At 71.1% G+C, this 24,763-nt stretch carries 25 protein-coding genes and 1 CRISPR repeat array; of the genes, 20 read left to right on the top strand and 5 right to left on the bottom strand.

Annotated elements, in window-relative coordinates:
• The first annotated feature begins 43 nt into the window (after positions 1–43).
• The 7 genes from HCN56_RS00675 to HCN56_RS00645 all read left to right on the top strand — a co-directional run bounded on the left by HCN56_RS00675 (position 44) and on the right by HCN56_RS00645 (position 7,654).
• On the top strand, positions 44–700 hold the full coding sequence (locus tag HCN56_RS00675) for a hypothetical protein (RefSeq protein WP_167967429.1): 657 nt from the start codon (positions 44–46) through the stop codon (positions 698–700).
• Positions 701–1,138: 438 nt separating this feature from the next.
• On the top strand, positions 1,139–1,765 hold the full coding sequence (locus HCN56_RS00670) for a hypothetical protein (RefSeq protein WP_167967428.1): 627 nt from the start codon (positions 1,139–1,141) through the stop codon (positions 1,763–1,765).
• 113 nt (positions 1,766–1,878) lie between these two features.
• Positions 1,879–2,556 carry a hypothetical protein gene (locus HCN56_RS00665; RefSeq protein WP_167967427.1) on the top strand — a complete coding sequence of 226 codons (678 nt, stop codon included), beginning with the start codon at positions 1,879–1,881 and terminating at the stop codon, positions 2,554–2,556.
• 281 nt (positions 2,557–2,837) lie between these two features.
• On the top strand, positions 2,838–3,503 hold the full coding sequence (locus tag HCN56_RS00660; RefSeq protein WP_167967426.1) for a hypothetical protein: 666 nt from the start codon (positions 2,838–2,840) through the stop codon (positions 3,501–3,503).
• Positions 3,504–3,771: 268 nt separating this feature from the next.
• A complete protein-coding gene (locus tag HCN56_RS00655) occupies positions 3,772–4,449 on the top strand; it encodes a hypothetical protein (RefSeq protein ID WP_167967425.1) in 678 nt (225 codons plus the stop codon).
• Between the two features lie 237 nt (positions 4,450–4,686).
• A complete protein-coding gene (locus HCN56_RS00650) occupies positions 4,687–5,361 on the top strand; it encodes a hypothetical protein (protein ID WP_167967424.1) in 675 nt (224 codons plus the stop codon).
• Positions 5,362–5,935: 574 nt separating this feature from the next.
• Positions 5,936–7,654 carry a proline--tRNA ligase gene (locus HCN56_RS00645; protein WP_167967423.1) on the top strand — a complete coding sequence of 573 codons (1,719 nt, stop codon included), beginning with the start codon at positions 5,936–5,938 and terminating at the stop codon, positions 7,652–7,654.
• 113 nt (positions 7,655–7,767) lie between these two features.
• On the opposite strand, the gene HCN56_RS00640 is transcribed toward HCN56_RS00645, so the two are convergent.
• Complete coding sequence (locus HCN56_RS00640) at positions 7,768–9,021, bottom strand: outer membrane protein assembly factor BamB family protein (protein ID WP_167967422.1); 1,254 nt, start codon at positions 9,019–9,021, stop codon at positions 7,768–7,770.
• Between the two features lie 522 nt (positions 9,022–9,543).
• Between HCN56_RS00640 and HCN56_RS00635 the strand changes: the two genes are divergently transcribed.
• Positions 9,544–10,125: a hypothetical protein gene (locus HCN56_RS00635; RefSeq protein WP_167967421.1), complete on the top strand. Its 582-nt coding sequence runs from the start codon at positions 9,544–9,546 to the stop codon at positions 10,123–10,125.
• Positions 10,126–10,230: 105 nt separating this feature from the next.
• On the opposite strand, the gene HCN56_RS00630 is transcribed toward HCN56_RS00635, so the two are convergent.
• On the bottom strand, positions 10,231–10,998 hold the full coding sequence (locus HCN56_RS00630; RefSeq protein WP_167967420.1) for a DUF4241 domain-containing protein: 768 nt from the start codon (positions 10,996–10,998) through the stop codon (positions 10,231–10,233).
• A gap of 208 nt (positions 10,999–11,206) precedes the next feature.
• Positions 11,207–12,697 carry a short-chain fatty acyl-CoA regulator family protein gene (locus tag HCN56_RS00625; protein ID WP_167967419.1) on the bottom strand — a complete coding sequence of 497 codons (1,491 nt, stop codon included), beginning with the start codon at positions 12,695–12,697 and terminating at the stop codon, positions 11,207–11,209.
• Between the two features lie 411 nt (positions 12,698–13,108).
• Between HCN56_RS00625 and HCN56_RS00620 the strand changes: the two genes are divergently transcribed.
• From HCN56_RS00620 to HCN56_RS00600, 5 genes are all read left to right on the top strand, one after another.
• Complete coding sequence (locus tag HCN56_RS00620) at positions 13,109–14,647, top strand: MmgE/PrpD family protein (protein ID WP_167967418.1); 1,539 nt, start codon at positions 13,109–13,111, stop codon at positions 14,645–14,647.
• Positions 14,648–15,553 carry a methylisocitrate lyase gene (prpB, locus tag HCN56_RS00615; RefSeq protein ID WP_167967417.1) on the top strand — a complete coding sequence of 302 codons (906 nt, stop codon included), beginning with the start codon at positions 14,648–14,650 and terminating at the stop codon, positions 15,551–15,553.
• Between the two features lie 300 nt (positions 15,554–15,853).
• Complete coding sequence (locus tag HCN56_RS00610) at positions 15,854–17,020, top strand: bifunctional 2-methylcitrate synthase/citrate synthase (protein ID WP_167967416.1); 1,167 nt, start codon at positions 15,854–15,856, stop codon at positions 17,018–17,020.
• 199 nt (positions 17,021–17,219) lie between these two features.
• On the top strand, positions 17,220–17,435 hold the full coding sequence (locus tag HCN56_RS00605) for a hypothetical protein (RefSeq protein WP_167967415.1): 216 nt from the start codon (positions 17,220–17,222) through the stop codon (positions 17,433–17,435).
• A gap of 362 nt (positions 17,436–17,797) precedes the next feature.
• Positions 17,798–18,193, top strand: a complete 396-nt coding sequence (locus HCN56_RS00600; protein WP_312870974.1) for a VOC family protein — start codon at positions 17,798–17,800, stop codon at positions 18,191–18,193.
• A gap of 111 nt (positions 18,194–18,304) precedes the next feature.
• On the opposite strand, the gene HCN56_RS00595 is transcribed toward HCN56_RS00600, so the two are convergent.
• Positions 18,305–19,243: a LysR family transcriptional regulator gene (locus HCN56_RS00595; protein ID WP_167967414.1), complete on the bottom strand. Its 939-nt coding sequence runs from the start codon at positions 19,241–19,243 to the stop codon at positions 18,305–18,307.
• A 97-nt stretch (positions 19,244–19,340) separates the two neighbouring features.
• Here HCN56_RS00595 and HCN56_RS00590 point away from each other — a divergent pair, with 97 nt between their 5' ends.
• The 4 genes from HCN56_RS00590 to HCN56_RS00575 all read left to right on the top strand — a co-directional run bounded on the left by HCN56_RS00590 (position 19,341) and on the right by HCN56_RS00575 (position 21,477).
• On the top strand, positions 19,341–20,102 hold the full coding sequence (locus HCN56_RS00590; protein ID WP_167967413.1) for a TSUP family transporter: 762 nt from the start codon (positions 19,341–19,343) through the stop codon (positions 20,100–20,102).
• 95 nt (positions 20,103–20,197) lie between these two features.
• A complete protein-coding gene (locus tag HCN56_RS00585) occupies positions 20,198–20,377 on the top strand; it encodes a hypothetical protein (protein WP_167967412.1) in 180 nt (59 codons plus the stop codon).
• A gap of 58 nt (positions 20,378–20,435) precedes the next feature.
• Positions 20,436–21,083 carry a hypothetical protein gene (locus HCN56_RS00580; protein ID WP_167967411.1) on the top strand — a complete coding sequence of 216 codons (648 nt, stop codon included), beginning with the start codon at positions 20,436–20,438 and terminating at the stop codon, positions 21,081–21,083.
• A gap of 22 nt (positions 21,084–21,105) precedes the next feature.
• The gene (locus HCN56_RS00575) at positions 21,106–21,477 is read left to right on the top strand and encodes a hypothetical protein (RefSeq protein WP_167967410.1); all 372 of its coding nucleotides are present in this window, start codon (positions 21,106–21,108) and stop codon (positions 21,475–21,477) included.
• Positions 21,478–21,765: 288 nt separating this feature from the next.
• Here the strand turns inward: HCN56_RS00575 and HCN56_RS00570 are convergent, their stop codons facing one another.
• Positions 21,766–22,005: a hypothetical protein gene (locus HCN56_RS00570; RefSeq protein WP_167967409.1), complete on the bottom strand. Its 240-nt coding sequence runs from the start codon at positions 22,003–22,005 to the stop codon at positions 21,766–21,768.
• Between the two features lie 101 nt (positions 22,006–22,106).
• A CRISPR array of direct repeats spans positions 22,107–22,601; the repeat unit is 30 nt; unit sequence GTTGCTACCCCTCGTAGGGGCGATGAGGAC.
• 434 nt (positions 22,602–23,035) lie between these two features.
• On the opposite strand from HCN56_RS00570, the gene HCN56_RS00565 reads away from it, so the two are divergent.
• From HCN56_RS00565 to HCN56_RS00555, 3 genes are all read left to right on the top strand, one after another.
• Positions 23,036–23,455 carry a hypothetical protein gene (locus tag HCN56_RS00565; protein WP_167967408.1) on the top strand — a complete coding sequence of 140 codons (420 nt, stop codon included), beginning with the start codon at positions 23,036–23,038 and terminating at the stop codon, positions 23,453–23,455.
• Between the two features lie 147 nt (positions 23,456–23,602).
• The gene (locus HCN56_RS00560; protein WP_225619847.1) at positions 23,603–23,947 is read left to right on the top strand and encodes a helix-turn-helix domain-containing protein; all 345 of its coding nucleotides are present in this window, start codon (positions 23,603–23,605) and stop codon (positions 23,945–23,947) included.
• An 86-nt stretch (positions 23,948–24,033) separates the two neighbouring features.
• On the top strand, positions 24,034–24,345 hold the full coding sequence (locus tag HCN56_RS00555) for a hypothetical protein (RefSeq protein ID WP_167967407.1): 312 nt from the start codon (positions 24,034–24,036) through the stop codon (positions 24,343–24,345).
• The last annotated feature ends 418 nt before the right edge of the window (positions 24,346–24,763 follow it).

Below are 24,763 nucleotides of genomic sequence, written 5' to 3'. Positions count from 1 at the left end.
TCCGTCCCGCAGGTCTGTACTCACACCCAACAAGGGAGTTGCCATGAAGCGTCATCTTGTCCTGCCCGCCGTCGCCGCGGCGACGGCCGGTCTGCTGCTGACGTCGTGCTCGGGCGGTGATTCCGAGCCGGACGACGACATTGCGCGCGCACAGACCTCGGCACCGCCGGAGGGCGACGAGCTGGACGACGCGGAAGCCGAAGCCGACACGGACGTCCCGGACGACGGCATCGACCGCCCGGAGATCAAACTCCCGGATGACATGACCAAGGAGTTCGAGGACGTCGACACCGACGACCCGGATGAGCTTGCAGTCCTCGCCGACCAGGAGCGATTCGTCGCTGCGCTGAACGTTTCCATTACGAGGGGGGAAGCTATTGAGGCGCTCGACTTCTACGCAAAGGGCGAGGGATACATCACCGCGCTTGAGCTGGTCGCGGACTTTCGCGACGACGGTTACAGCATCGGAGGGGATTTCCGCTACCTGAACCGTTCGGTCTCGCTGGGGGGCGACGGTACGGCGACCTCGACTTACTGCTCCGATTTCGCTGATTCCTACTCGTTGGAGATCGAGTCCGGCGAAAAGTACCCGGAGGGTGATCAGTCGTTCTTCTATGTGTTCGCTCACAAGGTGAACGGCTCTGGGGTCTGGCAGGTCGCAGCGTGGTCGGCCACATCGGAGACTGACGAATGCGTCTGAGGTCAGTTGGAGCCCTCATCGGTGCGACCGTCGTCCTTGGGGGGACTCACGAGCGTGGCGGCGACTCCGCCCCGAGGCGGTTTGAACGATCTCACGGGGGCGGATCACAGGGGGTAGTGACGGTGGCCGTATCTCCGCGGAAGCCTCTTGCAGCGGTGTCCGTGGACAGCTGGGGGCGGTCGTACCTCTGGGTGGAGCACTCCGATCCGCCCACGAGTATGTCCGGTATTCCGGATGTGCGGGTGTTGGCTGAGTTGGTGTATGAGCATGTTGGTATGGCTCGTCCCAGACCGTCCACGTGCAGGAAGTGCACGCCATCGTCCACTGATGGGTACGTTGGCGCTTTCGCGTGCCTCGGCCCTGCTGCTCTGTTGTCGTGTTGTCGGGGGAGTACTTGTTGTGAAGCGTCACTTTGTCCCGCCTGCCGTTGCTGCTGCGATGGCCGCGTTGCTGTTGACGTCGTGCTCGGGTGGGGGCTCCGAGCCGGACGACGACGTTGCGGGCGCGCAGTCCGCGCCGCCGTCGGAGGTGCCGGAGGGCGATGAGCCTGAGGAGCCGGACGACTCCGACGACGACCCGGACGACGGCATCGACCGCCCGGAGATCGCGCTCCCGGATGACATGACCAAGGAGTTCGAGGACGTCGATACCGACGACTCCGACGAACGTGCCGTCCTGGCCGATCAGGAGCGGTTCGTCGCTGCTGTGGATGGAGCAGTGGCAGAGGGCGAAGTGGGCGCCGCTCTGGACTTCTACGCGGGCGGCGAGGCCTACATCAGTGCCCTGGAGCTCGTGGAACGGTACGCGGATAGGGGTTACCGCATCGGAGGCCCGATCCGGTATTACGACCGTGCCGTGACGTTGGGAAGGGACGGCAGCGCGACATCGTCCGCGTGCGTTGACTTCTCTCGTAGCTACTCGGTCGAGCTCCAGACAGGTGAGCAGACCCCGCAGGGCGCGGAACAAGGACGGTATGCGTTGAGTCACGAACTGAACGGCGATGGGACGTGGCAGGTGGTCGGGTGGACTGTCACGTCGGGCGGTGACCTCTGTGTCTCGGAGTGAACGCACATAAGTCATGCGTTCTGGGTCGTGGTGGGCGACGTTGCCGTGCTACGACATCGGTCGTCTGTTCCGTAGTTGTTTGTGCCGGTTGTGCTGATGGGGGATCTCTCGGTATGAAGCGTCGTCTGGTTCTGTCGGTTGTTGCCGCGGCAGCGGCCGGGTCGCTGTTGTCGTCGTGCTCGGGCGGGAAGTCTGAGCCGGCCGGCGCCGCCGCGGGAGTGCAGTCCCCGGTGCCGTCGGAGGACGACGAACGGGGTGATGTGGGCGAACTGGAGGACGACGCGGAGAACGCCTCCGGGTCCCCGGGCGGCGACATCGACCGTCCGGAGATCGTTGTTCCGGACGATCTGGAGAAGGAGTTCGAGCCGGTCGACACCGACGACCCCGACGAGCTCGCGGTGCTCGCCGATCAGGAGCAGTACTTCTGGGCGGTGGACGAGGCCATCACCAGCGGGGACAGTGAACGTCCAGCCCTGTCCTTCTACGCCGACGACATCGCTCACCTCAATGCACTCCAGTACGTGGGCACCTTTCACGAGGACGGCTACACCGTCGGCGGGTCGATCCGCTACTACAACCGCACTGTGACGCTGCGGGACGAGGGCGTGGCCACCACCTCCACCTGCCTCGACTACAGCGAGTCGCACATGGAGGAGCTCGACTCCGGAGAACGGTTCCCCGAGGGCGACGTGCGCGCTCTTGTCACCACGCGTGCGGAACGCAATGAGGCAGACGTCTGGCAGACGGTCTCGGAGACGTCGACAACATCCGAGGACGGCGCCTGCCCATGAGGCGGCATGCGGGCCATGCGGCGCCGCCTGTGAGCTGGAGGATCGGAGGCCGGTGCGGCCGTTCGTAGCGCCCTGCGTGCAGACCTGCCCGCCGGAGCGAACGAACTATGCCGCCGGAGGCGTGGTTGGCGCCCCAGCCTCCTCAACGATGTCCTCAGCGCCCCTGGGCATCCTGTGGCCTGCCCGGCGTCGGGCGTGCACAGTGCGTATCGGTAGCGTGTCGTGACGTTGTTCCGTTGTTCCGTTGTTCATTTGTTCGGGTAGGTGGGGGAGTTCCCGGTATGAAGAGTCGTCTGGTTCTGTCTGTTGCCGTTGCGACGACCGCTGGATTGCTGCTGTCGGCGTGCTCGGGTGGGGGCTCCGGGGCGGCCGACGACGTCAAGGGGGCAGAGGTCTCGTCGCCGTCGGAGGACGACATGTCGAAAGAACGGGAGTCGGAGGACGCGGAAGGCGACGAGGGTTACTCTGCCGAAGACGTCGACCGGCCGAAGATCGAACTTCCGGGCGACATGACGAAGGAGTTCGAGGACGTCGACACGGACGACCCGACGGAACGTGCCGTCCTCGCCGACCAGGCGCAGTACGCCTCTGCGGTGGACGCGGCGATTGCTGCCGGGGAAGTGGGCCCCGCCCTTGACTTCTACGCGACGGGCGAAGGCTATGCCGACGCCTTGGAGCTCGTGACGGGTTTCCATGAGGACGGCTATCGCGTCGCTGGAGCCACTCGGTACTACAACAGGTCTGTGACGTTGCGTGACGAGAGAGTAGCGACGTCTTCCTACTGCGTCGACTTCTCCCACGCCTATTCGGTCGACGTGGAGACCGGGGAAGAGTTTCCTGACGGCGACGAGCAGGGTCTCTACTCGTTCCGGCAGGTGCTCAACGATTCCGGGGTCTGGCAGGTCGAGGCCTGGCGCGCCGCGTCCGGTGGTGAGGCATGCGACTGAGGAGCGCGGCAACGTTCTCGTAGTGCGTGAGACGTCGTTCACGGAGCGGACGCGTCGGCCGGGAGTCGGATTCCGGGCTGATGCGTCCGGTCGGGAAGTCGTACAGCCTTCGATGCCGTGAGTGCCCCGGTGGGGTCGCGGTCGTGAGACGAGGAGTTGCGACGCGTTCGACCAGGGGCGCGTGCGAGCCCGCGGGTGGCCGGTCGGTAGCGTGTGGTGACGCCGCTCCATCGTGCCGCTGCCGGTTGTCCTGCTGGGGGGAGTCCGCATGAAGCGCCACTTGGCCCTGTCCGTTGTCGTTGCAGCAATGGCCGGGTTGCTGTTGTCGTCGTGCTCAGCCGAGGAGCGCGAGCCGGCCGGCGACGCCGCGGATATGTCGTCGCCGTCGCCGTCGCCGTCGCCGTCGGAAGAGGGTGAGCCGGGCACACTGGAGGGCGACGGAGAAGACGCTTCCGGGCCCGCGGACGGCGACGTGGCCCGCCCGGAGATCGATGTTCCGGACGATCTGGAGAAGGTGTTCGAGCCGGTCGACACCGACGACCCCGACCAGCTCGCTGTCCTTGCCGATCAGGAGCAGTACATCTGGGCGGTGGACGAAGCGATCACCAGCGGGTCGGTCGATCGCCCGGCGCTCGCCTTCTACAGCGATGGGGAGGGCTACCTGACGGCTCTCGACTACATCTCGAGTTTTCACGATGACGGATACACGGTCTCGGGAACCGTGCGCTACTACGACCGCAGGGTCACTCTGCGAGGAGACGGGGCGGCCACGTCGTCGTACTGTGTCGACTGGCGGAACTCCTCCATGGTGGACCTTGAGTCGGGCGAGCGGTTCCCGGAGGGCGAGCGGCAGGGCTTGTACACCTCACGGTTGGAGCGCAACGAGGCCGAAGTCTGGCAGACCGTCGATTACTCACTGGAGGACGGCGCGGGGAAGTGCGCTTGATCCGTTGACGTCTCCCTCGCCCTGCCCCGGACTTCTGATTCGGCGACCAGTGCGGCGGTGACGCCGTCGGGGCACAGTTCGAGCGCGATGCCGCGGCGCCGTCGGCATGCCGGTGGGGACCTCCGCTGCGGGGACTGACGGCGGGTGCGGGGCGCGTGTGGTCCGTCGGGTCGTGGATCGGTAGCGTTCGGCAACGTGGGTCTGCTGGTCACGACTTGTCGGGGGAGAGTTCTTGCTGTGAAGCATCGTCTGGTTCTGCCTGTCGCCGTTGCGACGACTGCTGGCTTGCTGCTGACGTCGTGCTCGGGTGGGGGATCCGAGTCTGACGACAACATCTCGGGTCTCCAGTACCCGGCGCCGTCGGAGGAGCCGGAGGGCGAGGAGCCGGAGGTGTCGGAAGGCGACACGGACGTCGCCGCTGACGCTCGGGACGGCGACATGGTCCGCCCTGGGATCGATGTTCCGGACGATCTGGAGAAGGTGTTCGAGCCGGTCGACACCGACGACCCCGATGAGCTCGCTGTCCTTGCCGATCAGGAGCAGTACATCTGGGCCGTGGACGAAGCGATCACCAGCGGGTCGGTCGATCGCCCGGCGTTGGGTTTCTACGCAACAGGGGAGGGACTGATCGCCTCCCTCGATTTCGTTTCGCGATTCCACGACGAGGGTTACAGCATCAGTGGCAGGACGAAGTACTACAACAGGTCGGTGACCCTTCGGGAGGAAGGGGTGGCGACGGCAGCCTATTGTGCCGATTTCCGTGATGCGTTCATGGTCGAGGTCGAGTCCGGTGACAGGTTCCCGGAGGACGACGAGCAGTTCCTGTACGCATCCAGGCTCGAACGGACCGAAGGGGGCGTCTGGCAGATCGTGTCACTTTCCGTCGAGTCCGGCGGGAGCGAATGTCGGTGAGGCGTGCTGCGTGCGGCAGTCTCGTTGAGTACGCGCTGCCGGCGGGACGTCGGATGAGCACCCCGCTCCAGGCGGGTGAGGCCGTTGCCTGCCCGTACGTCCGCGCACAGGTGGTGCGGACCGCCGTCCACTGAGTGCCTCTCCGTGGTGCGGGCCCGGTGCGCCCTGCAACCCTCGGACGGTGAGCGGCGGCCGCGCCTTCTGTCGCCGGGCCGCTCCGGTGGTGTGGCCGCAGGTGACGCGTTCGGTGGGGGCGGGGACGGCAGCGGCGGTGATCTTCCTTCGGGTGAGTTCGGCTCCTCGCAGTCCGTCCAGGTGCAGGAAGTGCAGACCATCGTCCGCTGACCACCGCCCGGGCGTACGGACGCCACCTCGGGTGAAAGCGGTGGGGGAGGGGGTGGGTCGCTCGGTACGATCGGGGTGGCTTGCCACCGTCCGGACCCGCCCCGGCCCCCTGGACCGCGCGACGGGCACCGGCCGCGGCGGTGGGCGCCGTCAGGTGCGTGGCGGGGCGAGTCCGGTTCCCGGGCCGTGCCGGCCCGCGCCCGCCACTGCTTCGACGAAGAGAGTTCCCATGCGCTGGTCCCAGCTGTACGTCCCCACCCTGCGTGACGACCCCGCGGACGCGGAGGCCGCCAGCCACCGGCTGCTGGTCCGCGCCGGTTTCGTCCGGCAGCTGTCGGCCGGCCACTACGCGCTGCTGCCGCTGGCCGTCCGGGTGCGGGAGCGGGTCAGCCGGATCGTCCGCGAGGAGATGAACCGCATCGGCGCGCAGGAGTGGGCCATGCCCACCATGCACCCGGCGGAGATCTGGGAGCGCTCGGGCCGTCTGGAGGTCATGGGCGAGGAGATGTTCCACCTCAAGGACCGCAAGGGCGCCGACCTCGTGCTGGGCATGACGCACGAGGAGATCTTCACGACCTTCGCGGCGCAGGGGCTCGCCTCCTACAAGCAGCTGCCGCAGATGTGGTACCAGCTCCACACCAAGTTCCGGGACGAGCCCCGCCCCAAGAGCGGTCTGCTGCGCGTCCGCGAGTTCACGATGAAGGACTCCTACAGCTTCGACCTCGACGAGGCCGGCCTGGACCGTTCCTTCGAGCTGCACCGCGCCGCCTACGAGCGGATCTTCGCCCGGCTCGGCATCCCCGCGATCGGCGTCGAGGCGTCCAGCGGCTCGATGGGCGGCTCGGCCTCGGTCGAGTTCATGACGGAGACCGCCGCCGGTGAGGACCTGGTCGTCCACTGCCAGGGCTGCGGCTACGCCGCCAACGTGGAGAAGGCGACCTCCACCCTGGCGAAGATCACCGACGAGCCCGCCGCCACCGCCGCGCCGGAGCCGTTCGACACCCCCGACGTGCGCACCATCGACGATCTGGCGCGCGACCACGACCTGCCCGGTGAGCGGCAGGTGAAGACGCTGGTCTACGTGCTCGACGGCGAGCTGACCCTGGTGCTGCTGCGCGGCGACCACAGCCTGGTGGAGCAGAAGCTGTCGGACGCCACCGGCGCGGTCGAGGCCCGCCCGGCGCAGGTCGAGGAGATCCGGGCCGCGCTCGGTGCCTCCCCGGGCAGCCTCGGCGCGGTCGGGGTGACCGACCTGCCGGTCGTCGCGGACGAGGCGCTGCGCGGCCGCACCAACATGGCGACCGGCGCCAACCGCGACGGCGTCCATGTCCGCGGTGTGGACGTGGCGCGCGACATCAGCGTCGGCCGCTGGGCCGACCTGCGGGAGATCACCGCGGGCGAGCCCTGCCCCACCTGCGGGAAGCCGCTGTCGGTGATGAACTCGGTCGAGGTCGGGCACATCTTCAAGCTCGGCTACAAGTACTCCGAGGCGCTCGACCTCACGGTGCTCGGCCCCGACGGCAAGAGCGTCATGCCGATCATGGGCTGCTACGGCATCGGCATCGAGCGCGGCATCGCCGCGATCGTGGAGGCGCACCACGACGAGAAGGGCATCCTCTGGCCCGTCTCGGTGGCGCCGTTCGAGGTGGCGGTCGTGCCGATCGGCAAGGACGACGAGATCAAGAAGACCGCCGGCGAGCTGTACGAGGCGCTGCGGGAGGCCGGGGTCGACACGGTGCTCGACGACCGTGACGAGCGTCCCGGCGTGAAGTTCTCCGACATCGAACTGGTCGGTATCCCCTACCGGATCACCATCGGCCGCCGCGGACTGGCCAACGGCGTCGTGGAGTTCGCCTCCCGTGCCGGCGGCGAGGCGGAGGAGCTGCCGCTGGCGGAGGCGGCGCAGCGGGTCGCCGCGCTGGTCGCGGAGGCGCGCGCGGCGCTCTGACGGCGGGCGCCGCCCCCGGGTGGCGCGGCGTGGTCGTGAACGGCCGGTGGGTCGGGCGGAGTGCCCGACCCCACCGGCCGTTCGGCGTCAGGGGCCGCGGCGGGCGTGGGCCGTTACGAGAAGGCGTGGAAGGTGAGGGTGGTCCCGTCGCGCTGGAGCACGCCGGCGGGGCCGACCACCTCCGGGCCGCGGTCGAACTCCGCCGCGATCTCACCGGTCGCCGCGTCGATCGCCAGCGGGGTGCCGTCGGGCCGGCCGTACAGGTAGCCGTTGCCCGGCTCCAGGCTGACCCAGCCGCCGTCGGTGGGGATGCTCCAGATGATCGCGCCGTCGGCGTCGATGCCGATCAGCTCGTTCTCCAGCGTGCAGGCCGTCACCGCGGATGCGTCGTCGTGGGTGCAGCCGCGGGCCGCGTCGGGCCCTTCCCCGCGGTCGAGGACGACCTCGCGGTCGGAGAGCCGGAGCAGTTGTCCGTCGCCCTGTGTCAGCCCGTCCCAGTCGGTGAGGAGCAGCCACGGGCCGATGACGGCGGAGCCCTGGTCGGGGACGTCGAGCTCCCAGAGCACCTCGCCGTCGGCGGCGTCGGCGGCGACCAGCGTTCCCCCGATGATCCCGTCGGAGCCGACCGCGGTGTAGACGACGCCGTCGACGTGTCCGATGAGGGTGTCCTCCAGCTCCCGCACGACCTCTCCGGCCGCGAGGTCCACGACGTGGCGTTCGAGGGTGACGGGAGGCTGCTCATGGAGATAGTCCCCGTTGGTGCTGGTGACGACCACGTGTCCGTCGTGCGCCGTGCTGAGCGCCAGCGTGGGACTGGACGGGTCGCTCCGCCAGTGTTCCGGGTCGAGTTCCAGACTCCACAGTTCCTCGCCGCTCGCCGCGTCGACGGCCATGAGGGAACCGCGCACGCCGTTGCCGTCCGCCTCGACGAGGTGGGCGGCGAGGAGGACCTCCACCCCGTCGACCTCGGTGAGCTGCGGCTGCGGGAGGTTGGCCAGGCCGGTGGTGAACCACTGCCGGCCGCTCTCGTTCTCCGGGATGTCGTCCGGTTCGTAGGCGTCGACACCGGGCGCTGCGGGTTCGACCCGGAAACGCTCGGACCCGTCGGTCAGCGCGTAGGCGGTCAGCCCGCCGTGGTCGCTGACGTACGCGGTGTCGGCGTCGAGGACGGCACGCACCGATCCGGCGTAGTGCTCGGAGAGCGTCAGCGTCGGGTCGGCGGCGAACTCCGCGGAGACCCGGGTGTCGGCCGGCGGTTCCTCCCCACCCGCGGACGGCTCCCCCCGGGCGTCGTCCGACGCCCCGCCGTCGCCGCTGCACCCGGCGAGCGCCAGCGCCCCCGCGAGGCAGACGGCCGCCGTGCGCACCCCTCGCCCGCCGCCACCCCGCCCGCGTCCGGTCCTTCGCGCGGTACCGCGCATCTCCCCACCCCTGTTCGTCGGCCGCGCCGGCAGGACCGGCGCCGGTGTCATGGTGTGAGATGAACCTACCAACATCGGTCACGCATGCGGTTCGCTGAATCACGTTCGGCTATCGCGCTGCCGGGTTGGTCGGGTTCACCGCTGGTCGGCGGCGAGCCGAACACCTCTCCCGGGTGCGACGTCCCATCGGTCGGCCGCGGTTCCCGGTGGAGTGCGGGGGTCCCCCGGGGCGCCCGGCCGAAGTAGTGTGGAATGTGAGAGTCGTCCCACCGGGCCCCTTGCGCCGCCGGACGCGGCAAAGGCGCCGTAATCTCTTGCGGTGCGGGCGATCGGTCCCGCGCCACCGGTCATCAGTTCTTACCCCGCCCCTCGCGCGGGTACGTGACGTGCTGTGAGAGGGGAGCCACGCATGGTGTTCTCGGGTGGGTGGGGGTCGCGCGGTCCGCGCGGCACACACGGTGGACCGGCGTGCGGAACGGCCTGGTGGTGCCGGTCGCGGGCGGGCGTCAGATGAGCGGGACACGGCAGGCCGACTTCGGCGGCCGACGGCGGGACCGCTCCGCCGACGCGGAGCGCCGCCGGCTCCGCCGGACGCTGGCGGGCCGGTACCGGAAGCTGACCGGCGAGGACCCCGAACTGCGCTGGCTGTCGCCCGCGGCGACGACGCGCGTCTCCCGGAGTTGGGAGCGGCCCGGCGCGGACGGCGAGTTCAGCCTCACCGCGCTCGGGGACCCGGGCCCCTCGGTCTGGCTCCCCTCCCACGGCGGCGGCCCCGTTGCGGGGCTGCACCCGGGCAACGACCCCGAGCAGTCCGTGACGCTGCTGTTCCGCCACTACCGCCACACCGGCGCCGCCGTGGTCCCGCTGCGGATCGCGCTGGCCCGCGGGGTGCCGCTGGCCTGTGCGGACGAGGACGGCTTCGTCGCCGTCCTGTCAGGGGGCAGCGCGGCGCTCTCCGTCGACTGCGACCAACGGCTGGACACCGTCGAGGTGCAGCTCTGGGGCACGGCACCTCAGATGCTGACGCTGCCCGCCCCCGACGTCGGCTGAGCGGCGGCCGCGGCGGTGGCCTCGGGTGCGGCACGGGCGGACCAGCACCCGCGCCAGGGGCCGCCCGCCGTGGCGGGCCGGCCCCTGGCGCGGGCCGCGCGGCTGTCAGGCCGAGGCGGTCGCGTGCGACTGCTGCGCCTCCGCGACGGGCTCCCCGTCCTCGCTGTCCTCGTCCTCGTCCTCGTCGCTGTCCTCGTCCATGGTGCTGAAGTCGGTGAGGAAGCAGGCGATGGAGCCGTCGGCGGCCCGCCCCGTCCACGTGGCGTAGGCGCCGTCGCCCCAGCCGGTGGAGAACGCCACGACCGCGTGCTCGTCCTCACCGACGGGCAGCGTCACCGGGTCGTCCGCCGGCTCCGGCGGCTCGCCGGCCGGCTCCTCGTCCGCGCCCGGGAACATGGCCGAGAGCACGCGGTCGCCGAAGTCCTGGTCGCCGATGGAGTGGAACGTCTCGACGTCCATGAACGAGCCGGTGCCGCCGTCGACCGGGTAGCCGTAGAACTCGTCGTCCTCCAGGTCGCCGAGGTCCTGACCGGCGGAGAGCGCCAGCTCCCAGCGCTCCACCGGCTCCTCGCTCACCACCAGCCGGGCAGCCGCCACCCGGCTGTCGCCGGTGAAGGAACCGTCGGGCTCGTACACGTCCACCAGGGAGAGCACCACGGGGTAGGTACCGGGCGCCACGGTGTCGGTGAACGCCAACTCCTCGGCGTCGCCCATGCCCGCGGAGAACGGCTCCATCGCGATCAGCCGTCCGGACGGCAGCGACAGCGGCACGCCGGGCAGCTCACGCACCCGGAGCGTCGTACCGTCCTCGAAGACGGGGTGCACGGTGCCGGGCGCCAGGATCTGCGCGAAGTCGGGCGGGGACACTGCCATGTGAACTCCTACTGAGCGGTGGCCGGGAAACGGCCGATCGCCGCGCACGGTAGCCCCGCCCCCCTGCCCCGCCGCCAATCAGCCCCCTCCCAAGGGCCCTCGACCGGCCATCGGCACGTGCGCCGACCACGCCGTATGCCCGCTTTGCGCGCGGACCGACCACGCCGCTCGCCCGTCCGGCGCCCGGCCCACCGGCGCCCCGCCGTCGTCAGGGGCGCGTCTCGGTCACCGGGTACGGCACGAACGACCGCCGATCGGGGTCGATCGCCAGCGCTCCCGCGGCCGGCGGCCGGGCGCGCTGCGCGCAGTCCCGCCGCTCGCAGCTGCGGCACCCCAGCCCGATGGGCGTCGCGGCACGCGGGTCGTCCAGCGCGATGCCGTCGGAGTAGATCAACCGGTGCGCGTGCCGCAGTTCGCATCCCAGCGCCACCGCGAACGTCGCGCGCGCCGCGCGGTGCCCCCAGCCGCCGCGGGTCACGGTCCGTGCGATCCAGAAGTGCCGCTTGCCGTCGGGCATTTCCGCCACCTGCGGCAGGACCCTGCCGGGGGTGGAGAACGCCTCGTAGACCGTCCAGAGCGGACAGGTGCCGCCCAGGCGCGAGAAGTGGAAGTCGGTGGCCGACTGCCGCTTGGAGATGTTGCCCGCGCGGTCCACCCGCAGGAAGGAGAACGGCACGCCGCGCAGCCCGGGCCGCTGGAGCGTGGAGAGCCGGTGGCAGACGGTCTCGAAGCCGACGCCGTACCTGGTCTGGAGCAACTCGATGTCGTACCGCAGCTGTTCGGCGTCGCGGTGGAACGCCGTGTACGGCATCAGCAGGGCGCCCGCGAAGTACGTCGCCAGGCCGATGCGGGCCAGGGCGCGGGACTGCGGCGAGGTCGGCGAGGTCGGCGAGGTCGGCGAGGCGGAGTCGGACAGCTGGTGCAGCAGCTCCTGCTGCTCCAGCAGACCGAGCTGGGTGGCCAGTTGGAAAGCGCGCTGCCCGTCGGTCAGCCACGGCGAGAGGTGCAGGACGCGGCTGTCCGGGTCGTAGCGCCGCGCGTCGGTGGGTGCGCCGGGCGGCCCGCCGGCCCGCGGAGCGGTGGTGACCACGCGGACGCCGTGGTGCTGCGCCAGGTGCGCGTCCAGGGCGTCGGGGGCGCGGCCGGGGTAGGGGGCGAGGTCGGCGGCCTGCCGCTCGGCCGCCGCGTCGAGCGCGGCGAAGTGGTTGTGGTGGGCGTAGAAGAAGTCGCGTACCTGGTCGTGCGGTTCGGCGGCGGTCGGTTCCGGCGCCGGGGCGCCGGAACGGTCGGCGAGGGCGGCGGCCTGCTCGGCGGCGTCGCGGTAGCGGCGGTGCAGCGTCACCAGCGCGCGCGCCAGCGCGGGGTGGTCGCGGACCGCCTCGCTGATCTCCTCGGTGGGGAGGTCCGCGTCGCACGCCTCGTCGCCCAGGGCGGTCCGCAGGTCGGTCGCGAGCCGCTCCTCGTCGGCGCCGGAGAAGAACTCCGGCTCCACGCCGAGGACTTCGGAGATTCGCAGCAGCACGGGTGCGGTGAGCGGGCGCTGGCTGTGCTCGATCTGGTTGAGGTAGCTGGTGGAGATGCCGAGCCGCCGGGCGAGTTCCACCTGGTTGAGGCCGTGCTCGCGTCGTAGTCGCCGCAGCCGGGCGTGGGCCCAGACCTTCCGCCCGCGCCCTCGGCCCGCCGGTTCCGCTGCCGTCATCGCCGCTCCCGTCCTCTCCCCGTCGTCCGTCGTCGGTCTCCCGTGGCCGACGCCCGCGGCGCCGCGCGCCGGTCCTCGGCCCGACGCCGACCGACCCGACGCAGACAGGCTCGCCGCCGACCGGCCCGACGCCGACCGGGCCGACCGTCCACGCCGATGCCGCCCGCGCGCCCGGTGGCGCGACGGCCGCGCCCGCTCCGGGACGCGCGCGGTGAGCCACCGCACACCCGCCCGGGCCCGCCCGCCCGAGCGGCGGACACTTGCGAAACTACCATCCGCATCTTTCGCAAAGTTCGCCGTTTCGCAGCGCCACGCGGTGCGGATTCCGCAGCCTGGAGCGGTGGCGGCGCCCGCCGTCGCGGGGAATCCTCGGGTGTGTACCGTGCTGTCGCGTACCGTCGAGGAGACCGCGTGATCGACCACCGAGTCCGAGTCCACCCCAGCGCCTCGCACCTGCCCCGTGAGGAGCAGCTGGCGTGGAAGCTCGCCGCCGTGGCGACCGGAACCTCGGCCGCCGAGATCGACGCCGAGTCCGCCGCCATGGCGATCAACCGGGTGATCGACAACGCCGCCGTGGCGATGGCCTCGCTGCGCCGCCGCCCCGTCGCCGTGGCCCGCGCCCAGGCCACCGCGCATCCGGTGACCGGCGGCGGCGCCGGCGCCACCGTCTTCGGCACCGGCTCCGACTTCCGCGTCGCCCCCGAGTGGGCCGCCTGGGCCAACGGCACCGCCGTCCGCGAGCTGGACTTCCACGACACCTTCCTCGCCGCGGACTACTCCCACCCCGGCGACAACATCCCGCCGCTGCTGGCCGTCGCCCAGCACACCGGCCGCTCCGGCGCCGACCTGCTGCGCGGCGTCATCGCCGCCTACGAGGTCCACGTCGCGCTGGTGCGCGCCATCTGCCTGCACGCCCACCGCATCGACCACGTCGCGCACCTCTCCGCCGCCACCGCCTGCGGCCTGGGCGCGATGCTGAAGCTGGACACCGAGGTCGTCTACCAGGCGGTCCAGCAGGCCGTGCACACCACGACCGCAACCCGGCAGTCCCGCAAGGGCGAGATCTCCAGCTGGAAGGCGTTCGCCCCCGCCTACGCCGGCAAGGCCGCCATCGAGGCGGTCGACCGGGCGATGCGCGGCGAGGGCGCGCCGTCCCCCATCTACGAGGGCGAGGACGGCTACCTCGCCTGGATGCTGGACGGCAAGGACGCCGAGTGGACGGTCTCGCTGCCCGCGCCGGGTGAGCCGCGCCGCGCCATCCTCGACACCTACACCAAGGAGCACTCGGCCGAGTACCAGGCGCAGGCCGTCATCGACCTCGCCCGCTCGCTGCGGGAGAAGCTCGGCCCGGTCGACCGGTTCGCCGAGGACATCGAGTCGGTGGTGCTGCACACCAGCCACCACACCCACCAGGTCATCGGCTCCGGCTCGGGCGACCCGCAGAAGTACGACCCCGAGGCGAGCCGCGAGACCCTCGACCACTCCGTCCCCTACATCCTCGCCGTGGCGCTCCAGGACGGCGGCTGGCACCACGAGCACTCCTACGCCCCCGAGCGCGCCCGCCGCGCCGACACCGTGGCGCTGTGGCGCCGCATCAGCACCGTCGAGGACGCCGAGTGGACCACCCGGTACCACCACCCGGACCCGGAGAAGCGCGCGTTCGGCGGCCGGGCCGTGGTGACCTTCACCGACGGGCGCGTGGTGGAGCAGGAGCTGGCGGTCGCCGACGCCCACCCGGCCGGTGCGCGGCCGTTCGCCCGTGAGCAGTACGCGGCGAAGTTCCGCACCCTCGCCGAGGGCGTCGTCGAGCCGGGCGCCCAGCGGGTGTTCCTCGCCGCCGCCGAGAGCCTGCCGGAGCTGGACGCCCGCGGTCTGGACGCGCTGTTCCCCGTCTCCGACGACGTCGCCCTCGCCCGGTCCGACGCCGAACTCCCGAAGGGACTGTTCTAGATGCTGCACACCCGGACCACCCCCGCCGAACGGCGCCGCGCCTTCCGCGAGGCGCTGGCGTCCGGCCGGCTGCTGCGGGTGCCCGGGGCGGTCAACCCGCTGTCGGCGAAGCTGATCCAGGAGACCGGCTTCGACGCGGTGTACCTCTCCGGCGCGGTCCTCGCCGCCGACCTGGGACTGCCCGACATCGGGCTGACGACCTCCACCGAGGTCGCTACCCGCGCCCAACAGATCACCCGCGTCACCGACCTGCCGGCCTTCGTCGACGCCGACACCGGGTTCGGCGAGCCGATGAACGCCGCCCGCACCGTCCAGCTGATCGAGGACGCGGGGCTCGCCGGGCTGCACCTGGAGGACCAGGTCAACCCCAAGCGCTGCGGCCACCTCGACGGCAAGACGGTCGTCCCCGCCGAGGAGATGGTGCGGAAGATCAAGGCCGCCGTGGACGCCCGCCGCGACCCGGACTTCCTGCTGATGGCGCGGACCGACGCCCGCGCCGTCGAGGGGCTCGACGCGGCGATCGACCGCGCCAGGGCGTACGTCGACGCCGGCGCCGACGCCGTCTTCCCCGAAGCACTCGCCGACGAGAAGGAGTTCGAGGCGTTCCGCGCCGCGGTCGACGTGCCGCTGCTCGCCAACATGACGGAGTTCGGCAAGAGCGCCCTGCTCGACGCCGCCACTCTGGAGAACCTCGGCTACAACATCGCGCTCTACCCGGTGACGCTGCTGCGGCTCGCCATGGGCGCGGTTGAGGACGGGCTGCGCACCCTGGCCGCCGACGGGCACCAGCGTGCGCTGCTGGAGCGGATGCAGACCCGCTTCCGGCTGTACGAACTGCTGGGGTACGAGGAGTACGCCGCCTTCGACGGCAGCGTCCACGACTTCACCCTGCCGCCCGGCACCTGACCCACTCCAGGCCGGAGCCGACCGCCCTCGCGCGGCGCGCGGCCGACCGGACCACGAACGGCCCCTCGGGGGCGCCGCCTCACCCGGCGCCCCCGAGCGGCCCTCCTCCACCCCACTCCGCACCTCACCCACTCCCCGCACCGGCCGCGGCGCCCCCGGCGCCCCGCCGGCTCCGGGCGACCCCGCAACCGGCCCGCCGCACCCCGGCCCGCGCCGCACCCTCGGGGCCCGCACGGCACCGCACGCACCCAGCACGCACCCCGACTCCCGCACCGCCCGACCGCACCCGGAGGTACCGCCATGACCGCCGCAACCACCCCGCCGCCCGGCACCGACCGGCCCGCGGCCGCCGACATCCACCGCGGCCTGGCCGGGGTCGTCGTGGACACCACCGGCATCTCCACCGTCATTGAGGCCAGCAACTCCCTGACGTACCGCGGCTACCCAGTGCAGGAACTCGCCGCCTCGCGCTCCTTCGAGGAGGTCGCCCATCTGCTGTGGAACGGCGAACTCCCCGACGCCGGCCAGCTCCGCGAGTTCGAGGCCCGCGAGCGCGCGATGCGCCCGCTGGACCGCACCACCGCCGAGATCGTCGCCCGGCTGCCCGAGACCTGCCACCCGATGGACGTGCTGCGGACCGCCGTCAGCTTCCTCGGCGCCGAGGACCCCACCGAGGACGACGGCTCCCCGGCGGCCAACCGCACCAAGGCGCTGGCGCTGCTGGCGAAGCTGCCGACCGTGGTCGCCGCCGACCAGCGGCGGCGGCGCGGCCTGGACCCGATCCAGCCCGACCCGTCGCTCGGCCTGGCGGAAAACTTCTTCCACATGTGCTTCGGCGAGGTGCCTGCACCCGAGGTGGTGCGCTGCTTCGAGATCTCGCTGATCCTCTATGCCGAACACAGCTTCAACGCCTCGACGTTCACCGCCCGCGTCGTCACCTCGACCCTCTCCGACCTGCACAGCGCGGTCACCGCCGCCGTCGGCGCCCTCAAGGGCCCCCTGCACGGCGGCGCCAACGAGGCGGTGATGCACATGCTCAACGAGATCGGCGACCCCGCCGCCGCCGACGCCTGGCTCACCGACGCCCTCGCCGCCAAGCGGAAGATCATGGGGTTCGGGCACCGCGTCTACAAGCACGGCGACTCCCGGGTGCCGCTGATGCAGGAGGCACTGGACCGGCTCATCGCCGCCGACGGCTCCCCGGAGACCACCCGGCTCGCCACCCTTCACACCGCGCTGCGGACGGCGATGGTCGAGCGGAAGGGCATCCACCCCAACCTGGACTACCCGGCCGGTCTCGCCTACCACCTGATGGGGTTCGACATCCCCGTCTTCACGCCGATCTTCGTGATGAGCCGCATCACCGGCTGGACCGCGCACATCGTCGAGCAGTCCGAGGGCAACACCCTCATCCGCCCGCTCGGCGCCTACACCGGCCCGGCCGAACGCCACGTCCCGGCGGCCTGACGCGGGACGTCCGCAGGCGGGGCCGGACTGGGCCGTTCGAGCCCCGGCCCCGCCGTCCGGGCCGCCCTGCCGGGGTCCAGGTGGGCGGAGTGCGCGGGGCGTTGCTATGGTCGGCGCATTCACGGCAGGTGGGGGCCCGTGTCCGCTCCGGGACCGCCGCCGTGTGCCGCTCCGTGCCCGCCTGGATGGGGAGACCGCAATGTCCCGACGTGCTTACCCGGTGCGCAACTGGTGGGCCGAGATCGCCATCGGTGTCGCCGTCAGCGTGATCGCCACCCTGATGCTGATCACGCTCTGGGCGAGCAGCGGCGGCGACTCGGTCAACGTGCTGTTCTTCCTCGTGCCCGGCATCGCGTTCGGCGCCCGCGCCGCCAACCAGTTCCGCAACCGCCACCTGGCCCGCGCCGCCGCCTGACCGGTGCGCGGCCGAACTCCGGCCGTTCGCTGCCTGGTTGTCCGTCATCCAAGGTGCCCCGGCGCGCCCCGATAGTCTCGTCGGCGATGAAAAAGCTTACGTACAAGGAGCGTTGGGTCGCGATCAACGCGGCGATCCTGTTCGTCATCTTCTCCACGAGGCCCATGCTGGCGGACATGACCGGTGAGGTCTCGCTGCCGTTGGCGTTGGCCGAAGGCGCCGTATGGGCGGTGGGAGTGGTCGCCGCCTCGTGGTTCTTCCACAGACTCTTCGCCCACCGTCGCGGCCCCGCGGAAGCCGAGGGGGCGGCGCGGCGGCCCACGGGGGCGGGCCTGCGGCCGGCGGGGACGTCCGAGCTCCGGGTGCCCCGGCATCTCGCGCTGGTCACCGTCGTGGTCGACTCCTACGCCCCGGCGATCGACTTCTACGTGCGGCGGCTCGGGTTCGACCTGCGCGAGGACACCCCGCTCGGGGACGGCAAGCGCTGGGTGGTCGTCGCGCCGCCCGGCGCGGCGACCGGACTGCTGCTGGCGGAGGCGGCCGACCGCGGCCAGCGGGAGAGGGTCGGCGACCAGACGGGCGGCCGGGTCGCGCTGTTCCTCCACACCGACGACTTCGCACGCGACCACGCGCGGCTGCTGGCGGCCGGCGTGGCCTTCGAGGAGGAGCCGCGGTACGAGCCGTACGGGACGGTCGCCGTCTTCCGCGACCTGTACGGCAACCGCTGGGACCTGCTGGAGCCCGCACCCCGCCGCTGAGGCCGGCGCCGGGGCCCGGCGCTGATACGCGGCACTGATGCGCGGCGCTTGTACCCGGTGAGCGGCCCGGCGGCGCGGTCCGGTCCGCTCAGTCGGCCGCCGCTCGCCCGCTCAGCCAGCAGTGCCCGGTCCGGGCGGCGGCTCGGGGGAGTGCGGGCGGCGGGAGCGGGTGGCGCGGCGGATGTGGTCGGCCAGCGCGGCGATCTCCGCCGAGTCCGCCACCGGACCGGCGCCCCACGCCAGCAGGTGCTCGCGCGACGCCCACGGCTCCAGCAGTTCGCAGACGTCCAACGGCTGGTCCGGGTCGAACGTGCGGCGCGGCACGATCGCCAGCCCCACCCCGGCCGCCGCCAGCTCCACCACCACCCCCGGCCCGGCGACCGTCGTCCGGTAGCGCACCGCAGGGGCGTGCTCCCCGAGACGCGCCTCGATCCACAGCCGCAGCGACGACTCGGCGTTCAGCCCCACGAGCGGATGTTCCGCCACCTCCTCGTAGGAGACGGCGGTGCGTCCCGAGAGCGTGCCGCCGCGCTGCCCGATGACCACCAGCGAGTCGTCGCCCAGCGACTCCGTCCGCAACTCGTCGTCGTGCGCGCCGTCGTTGAGGATCACACCCAGGTCGGCCTCCCCGGCGGCCAACCGCCGCACCGTGAGCGGCGTCCGGCTCTCCGAGACCGCCACGTCGATGTGCGGATGGACGCTGAGGAACGAGGCCAGGGCGCGCGGCACCAGGTGGTGCATTGCGGAGCCGCCCGCCAGCAGCCGCAGCGGCGCGGTGTCCGGCCGCACGTAGCTGCCCACGGCGCTCTCCAGCAGCGCGGCGCGGTCCAGCACCTCGCGGGCGTGACGCGCCAACGTCGCACCCGCCGGGGTCGGCCGCACGCCCCGGCGCCCCCGCACCAGCAGCGTCACCCCCGCGTGGTGCTCCAACGCGCGGATGCGGGCGCTGGCCGAGGGCAGGCTCAGCCGCAGCCGGGCTGCACCGGCGGTGATCGACCCCTCCGTCACGGTGTGCAGGAAGAGCCGCAGGTCGTCCAGGTCGTAGCGCACGCCGGACAGCCTACGCCGCTCAGCCTCTGTTGTGGCCTAAGTCTGGCTTCGGGGATTACGCATTGTGCCGCCCGGCTCTGCCAGCAATGATCGGTATGTGTACGACATCGTGGTGATCGTTCTCGTCGGTGTGGCTTCCGGCACACTGAACGCCATCGGGGGCGGCGGCACCTTTGTCGCACTGCCCGCGCTGGTGGCGTTCGGCGTGCCGCCGGTCGCCGCGAACGCGGTCTCACGCATCGCACTCGCGCCCGGCGCGGTCGCCTCCGCCTGGGTCGCCCGCCGCGACGCCGCCCCGCTCGGCGGCACCTCCACCCGGGCGCTGACCACCGTCAGCGTCGTCGGCGGCGCACTCGGCGCGGCGCTGTTGCTGGCGCTGCCGTCCGAGTCGTTCGACGCGGCCCTGCCGTGGCTGCTGCTCTTCGCCACACTGCTGCTCGCCTTCGGCGGCCGACTCTCTCGGCTCATGGCACGGGCAGTGGGGGAGGACGCCGTGCTCGGGCCGCGGGCCGTACTCGCCGGACAGTTCGTCCTCGCCCTGTACGGCGGGTACTTCGGCGGTGCCGTCGGCATCCTGATGATGGCGCTGTGGAGCGTCGGCCTCCGCCTCGACGCGGCGGCGGGCAACCCGATGCGGCTGGTCCAGCTCGCTGCCATCTACCTCGGCGCGGCGGCCCTGTTCGTCTTCGTGCCCGACGTCCGCGGCAACCTGCCGCTGCTCCTCGGCATGCTCGGCGGCGCCGTCGCCGGGGGTTGGGCTGGCGCCCACCTCGCCCGCCGGCTCTCGGCGCGTCTGCTGAAGGGCTCGATCCTCACCGTCGCCGCCACCACCACGACCCTCTACTTCCTCGCCGCCTGACCACCACCGACCCCCGTCCCCGAGCCCCGACCACCCTTCTCCCGACCGCCGGACCGCTGCCGCCCTCCGCAGAAATCCGCAGAAAGGTGACGACCATGCAGACCGCCCCCACCCCCGCCGCCGACACCACACCCCGCCTCGCCCGCGCCGTCGCCCTGCGCCTGTTCGCCGCCGCGGCGCTCTTCGCCCTCGCCGGCGCCGACATCCCGCTGCTCATCCTCGGCCTCACCGGCACCTGGCTCTTCCTCGTCACCGCCAACCGCCGTACGGCGTGACCGGGACAGCCCCTCCGGCGCGACCTGCCAGGGCCGTCGCGCGGCCTACGATGCCGCAATGAACGACGCCCCGCGGGCATTGCGCCCCGAAGCCAATTGGCCGGCGGCCTTCCCCACCCGGCTGGCCGGTGACGTCGCGCGGGTGCTGGAGGCGGTACCACCGGACCGGTACCCGGCGAACCAGTCGTTCACCGTCGACGTACGAGGCGAAGTCCTCGTCGTCCCGGAACGCTTCAACGCAGACGAACCGGGGCCCGCTGCCCTCCAGGCGCTGACGCCCTCGGAACGGCTGGTGCTGCACTGCCTGTACACGCGGCACGGCGACGGCTACGTGCGCCAGCGGCACGTGGAGCAGATCCTGACCTCTGACGAACCGTGTGTCGTCCCGTACGTGATCCGACTCGTTGGTGAGTACGTGCTGGAGATCGTCGAGGCGATCGGCCGGGGTCTGCCCGGCCTCGCCACCCCCGGCTCGCCGCAGCGCCGCCTCTACGGCGAGTTCATCGCGAGCAACCCGGCCTTCTTCGCCCGGACCGAACGGCGAGTGGTCAGCTACTGGTCGTGCTACTACCGATGGCGCCATCCGTCGTTCGACACCTACCCCGGAGGCATCCTCCTCGCGACGCTCCGCGCCTGCGCGGAAGAGCAGACAGGCAGGCCCCTGCCGCACCACACGCCCCTGACCCGCAGCTCCCGGGCCAACTGAGCAGGGAGACGATCCTTCACCCATGGACCACGTTGTCGATCTCGATGCGGTGGCCGCCCTGCTGGCCCAACGGGCCGAAGCCTGGACCTCGGCCGGGCTGGAGGTGGGCCAGCTCACCTGGCGCGACGGGGCGGCGCCGTGGCCTCAGCCGCACCACACCGACAGGGAGCGAGTCCATGACCCCGACTCGCTCGGCATCGTCGTCACCGGCCCGGACGAGGCGGAGCTGTCGATCGTGCTGTTCCGGGGCGGCTGGGCCGACGTGGACGTCATTGCCGACCTCGACGACGCCGGGAGCCTCCCGGCTGCGGGCATCACCTCGACCTCCGAGGTCGAGACCCAGCTCGATCACTGGGTTGCTCGCGTCTCCGGGGCTGGCGGTGGTGCGCCGTGACTGCGCCGCAGTGCAGGACAGTCGCCGCGCGATTGGGACGCCGGTCAGCGATGGCTGGGCTTGCCCGTTGGCGGTGCGGCCCCGGACCGGCCCAGGTGCTCGACGCCCCCCGGGCCAGTTGGCGCCCGGGGCCGTTGTCCTGGGCCTCGGCCCGTCTCCGACTCGTCGAGTGCCCACCTGGACGAGACCTGGCGGGAGCGTCGGCGCGCTGACAGCGGGCTACGCCGACCCGGCTGACCGGGGCCTCCGGCCCGAGGCAGGCTCGGCTCTCGAACCGGAGGCACGGCGTCACCGCCCCGAGTGGTCGATGACGTTTCCGTTCGAGCAGTTGTTGACGTGGTCACTTACGTAGTCCCCCAGAACGGGGACGACTGCTACCTCCTGCAGGCAGACAGCCGCCGCAGTGAAGTTCCAATTGTTGGCGGCGTTGACACCCTCACCGAAGTTGGAATCGTTGTCCGCGTGGGCCGGTGCAGCAAGGGCGAGGCTTCCCACGGCAAGTGCGGCAGAGGCGATGATCTTCTTCATGACCGGTGAACGAGCCACGTGCCTCCGGGGCAACGCGCTTCACCTGTCTGCCGAAAAGGCCCAGAGCCTGGCGCCGTGAACCGGCGGCCTGCCCTCGGCGGGCTGCTATCCCTCGTAGGGGCGATGAGGACCGCAGGCACCGCACGGTGCATGATCGACGGGCGCGTTGCTACCCCTCGTAGGGGCGATGAGGACCACCGCCCTGATCCTCTCGGATGTCCTCGGGCACATCTGGTTGCTACCCCTCGTAGGGGCGATGAGGACCAGCGGCAAGTCCGCTGGCGTCTCCGTCGCCGTCACGTTGCTACCCCTCGTAGGGGCGATGAGGACCCGGAAGCTCTGCCCCTGCGGCGGGATCGTCTCCGTGTTGCTACCCCTCGTAGGGGCGATGAGGACTGCTCTTCATCGCGCTGGCTGTTGGCTCGGCCGGGTTGCTACCCCTCGTAGGGGCGATGAGGACAAGACGTCAAGCACGTTGACGTCCCCGCCCTCACCGGGTTGCTACCCCTCGTAGGGGCGATGAGGACCGGTGACGATCCGCTGCGGGAAGGACGCCGCGTCCGACCGTTGCTACCCCTCGTAGGGGCGATGAGGACCCTTGCGGAAGACCGTGCCGACTTCCTCCAGCTCCTGTTGCTACCCCTCGTAGGGGGGCTTGATCGGAAGTGTTCCGCCGCAGATCACAGCGGGTGCGCGCATCGCGGCCGAAACGCACCGAGGGTGATCCGGGAACGCCAAGGCCATCTGCACTGGTCAGGTGCGGTGACTCAGCCCGTCGACATCGACTCTGATGCGCACGCCCCTTCGCTCTCTGCCGAGCACCGGCACCTCTGTGATGCAGTGGGTTCGGGCCAGGGTCTGAGCGCAGCCCACCAGGAAGCTGTTGCATCGCTCCGCTTCAACTCAGGGAACCAGTCCGCCTTATCGGTTTCATTCGCCTGGAAACCCAGTGGTGGCCGAGATACAAGCGCTGACCGATTCTCGGCACATGAGACAGGCCCTTCGGAGCAAGAACTCCACAGCGCTGGTCGTGATCGACGACGACGAGCGTGTTTTGCTGTGCCGTCGTCACGGTCAGACGACCTGGCGCCCAGTGAGGGCGCGGGTCATCCGTCTGCGGCCCTCCAGATCGTCGATAGTGCACGTTCACGACTCTCTTTTCACGCACTGCTTCCTCGCCCCCACTCCGGTGGTTGGCCACTTCGCACCCCTTGCCAAGAACAAGGAGCCGACGGAAGCAGTACGCATCTTCATTGTGCGCCGAGACAAGATCCACTCGCTCATTCTCCGACCCCAGGCCACCCACGGTTTCAAAGCCGACTACATCTGGCATCCGCTCTCAACCGTCGAGGCTGCAGAGTTCGACGTGCATCCGCGTGAGCTCGGCCCTCTTCTCCGGGGGTATGTCGAAGGCCGGATTCCTGATGGCCCGATCACGCTCGTCGAGTGATCAAGCGCGTGCACCTCTGGGCCGAGGGATTCGGCTCGCCGGGATGCGAGCAAGACCACACAACCGGCTCTTCCATCCTCTATGGTGGTGTGTACTTGCACCAGCCGGAGGTGTGCGCCGACTCCTGCGGCAGGAGGGACGGGACCCATGGGGACGTGGGATCATCTCGGCATGCCCCGGAGCAACAACGACCAACTGCCTGCGACATACGTCGCGTCAGGCGACTGGCCGTACGCCCAACTGTCCGGGGATGCTCCAGTCAGTGCGCATTACGGCCAGGCGTTTGCGCGCAACCTGACGCGCGCCATGGAAGCGTCCGAGATCGGCCTGCGGGCCTTGGGAGACCGAGCGGGTGTCTCCCACGCGACGATCAGTCGGCTGCTGCGCGGGATGGTCTTGCCGGACCTGGGAACCCTCGCCCGCCTTGAGGTCGCGTTGGGAGCTCGCTTGTGGCCTGGCCTGGAGGCGTGGACCGAGCGGGAGCGGCCCTGAGCATGGCGATCCGCGAAGACGTGCATATGTAATTGCCGCAGGTTCCCGCGGACCCGGCCACCGGCCGGAGGGCGACTCTCCGGAGGGTGACGTACGAGCTCGGCACGATCGACGAGAGCGGAACGGCGACTCGCATCTACCCGTGGTCGGCACGGCCCAGCTCGGTCACGTGCTATCTGACGGGCGCGGAATGGGACCTCGAGAAGGTCGACCGCACCGGCACGGTGGACGCCCTCTCCCTACGGCACGCCCGGTTCCGCACGAACGCAGACGGCGATGTGCTCGACCACCTCGACTTGGAGTTCGACTTCATTCCGCTCGTACACGTGCCGAACACCGTGAGCAGCGTCGGCCACTTCGGCCAGTCCAGCCTGCTGGCGCTCGCCCCAGCTCCTTGACGACATCGCCTCCGCCGACACGGACAGCCAGCGCGCCTCCGCCACCACCGGCTCACCGATCATCGGCTTGTCCGGCGCCCGGCTCCCCGTTGACCGCCGGACAGGCCAGACGCTACCGGTCCAGGTGGAGCCAGGCATAGTGTGGCCCCTCAGCGACGATGGCCGGCTGAGCACCGTGGACACCTTTACCCAGCTCGCGGAGTTACGGGCTTACGTGAAGACCCTGCGGGAGCGGCCCTCCGTCGTCTCCCGCCTCCCCGCCAGCGTCATCGGCACCGTCAGCCCGGCCGAAGTGCCGTCCGGCTACGCCCTACAACTCACCTTTCGGGCTGTTGGAGGCGATGGTCAGGTCCATGCGCCTGGCACGGGAGGCCAAGTACCCGCTGCTGTTGAAGATGGTGCAGCGCCTCTACCAACT

The organism is Streptomyces lonarensis (assembly GCF_012033735.1).
Classification (GTDB): domain Bacteria; phylum Actinomycetota; class Actinomycetes; order Streptomycetales; family Streptomycetaceae; genus Streptomyces; species Streptomyces lonarensis.
The sequence above is the reverse complement of the archived record's forward strand: the minus strand, read 5'-3'. Positions and strand labels throughout refer to the sequence as shown.

Excerpts from the sequence above, each read along its gene's own strand:
- HCN56_RS00665 (WP_167967427.1), top strand. The coding sequence starts at position 1,879 with ATGAAGCGTCGTCTGGTTCTGTCGGTTGTTGCCGCGGCAGCGGCCGGG.
- HCN56_RS00580 (WP_167967411.1), top strand. The coding sequence starts at position 20,436 with ATGAACGACGCCCCGCGGGCATTGCGCCCCGAAGCCAATTGGCCGGCG.
- HCN56_RS00625 (WP_167967419.1), bottom strand. The coding sequence starts at position 12,697 with ATGACGGCAGCGGAACCGGCGGGCCGAGGGCGCGGGCGGAAGGTCTGG.
- HCN56_RS00645 (WP_167967423.1), top strand. The coding sequence starts at position 5,936 with ATGCGCTGGTCCCAGCTGTACGTCCCCACCCTGCGTGACGACCCCGCG.
- HCN56_RS00575 (WP_167967410.1), top strand. The coding sequence starts at position 21,106 with ATGGACCACGTTGTCGATCTCGATGCGGTGGCCGCCCTGCTGGCCCAA.
- HCN56_RS00630 (WP_167967420.1), bottom strand. The coding sequence starts at position 10,998 with ATGGCAGTGTCCCCGCCCGACTTCGCGCAGATCCTGGCGCCCGGCACC.
- HCN56_RS00585 (WP_167967412.1), top strand. The coding sequence starts at position 20,198 with ATGCAGACCGCCCCCACCCCCGCCGCCGACACCACACCCCGCCTCGCC.
- HCN56_RS00670 (WP_167967428.1), top strand. The coding sequence starts at position 1,139 with ATGGCCGCGTTGCTGTTGACGTCGTGCTCGGGTGGGGGCTCCGAGCCG.
- prpB (WP_167967417.1), top strand. The coding sequence starts at position 14,648 with ATGCTGCACACCCGGACCACCCCCGCCGAACGGCGCCGCGCCTTCCGC.
- HCN56_RS00570 (WP_167967409.1), bottom strand. The coding sequence starts at position 22,005 with ATGAAGAAGATCATCGCCTCTGCCGCACTTGCCGTGGGAAGCCTCGCC.
- HCN56_RS00610 (WP_167967416.1), top strand. The coding sequence starts at position 15,854 with ATGACCGCCGCAACCACCCCGCCGCCCGGCACCGACCGGCCCGCGGCC.
- HCN56_RS00655 (WP_167967425.1), top strand. The coding sequence starts at position 3,772 with ATGAAGCGCCACTTGGCCCTGTCCGTTGTCGTTGCAGCAATGGCCGGG.
- HCN56_RS00560 (WP_225619847.1), top strand. The coding sequence starts at position 23,603 with ATGGGGACGTGGGATCATCTCGGCATGCCCCGGAGCAACAACGACCAA.
- HCN56_RS00660 (WP_167967426.1), top strand. The coding sequence starts at position 2,838 with ATGAAGAGTCGTCTGGTTCTGTCTGTTGCCGTTGCGACGACCGCTGGA.
- HCN56_RS00605 (WP_167967415.1), top strand. The coding sequence starts at position 17,220 with ATGTCCCGACGTGCTTACCCGGTGCGCAACTGGTGGGCCGAGATCGCC.
- HCN56_RS00675 (WP_167967429.1), top strand. The coding sequence starts at position 44 with ATGAAGCGTCATCTTGTCCTGCCCGCCGTCGCCGCGGCGACGGCCGGT.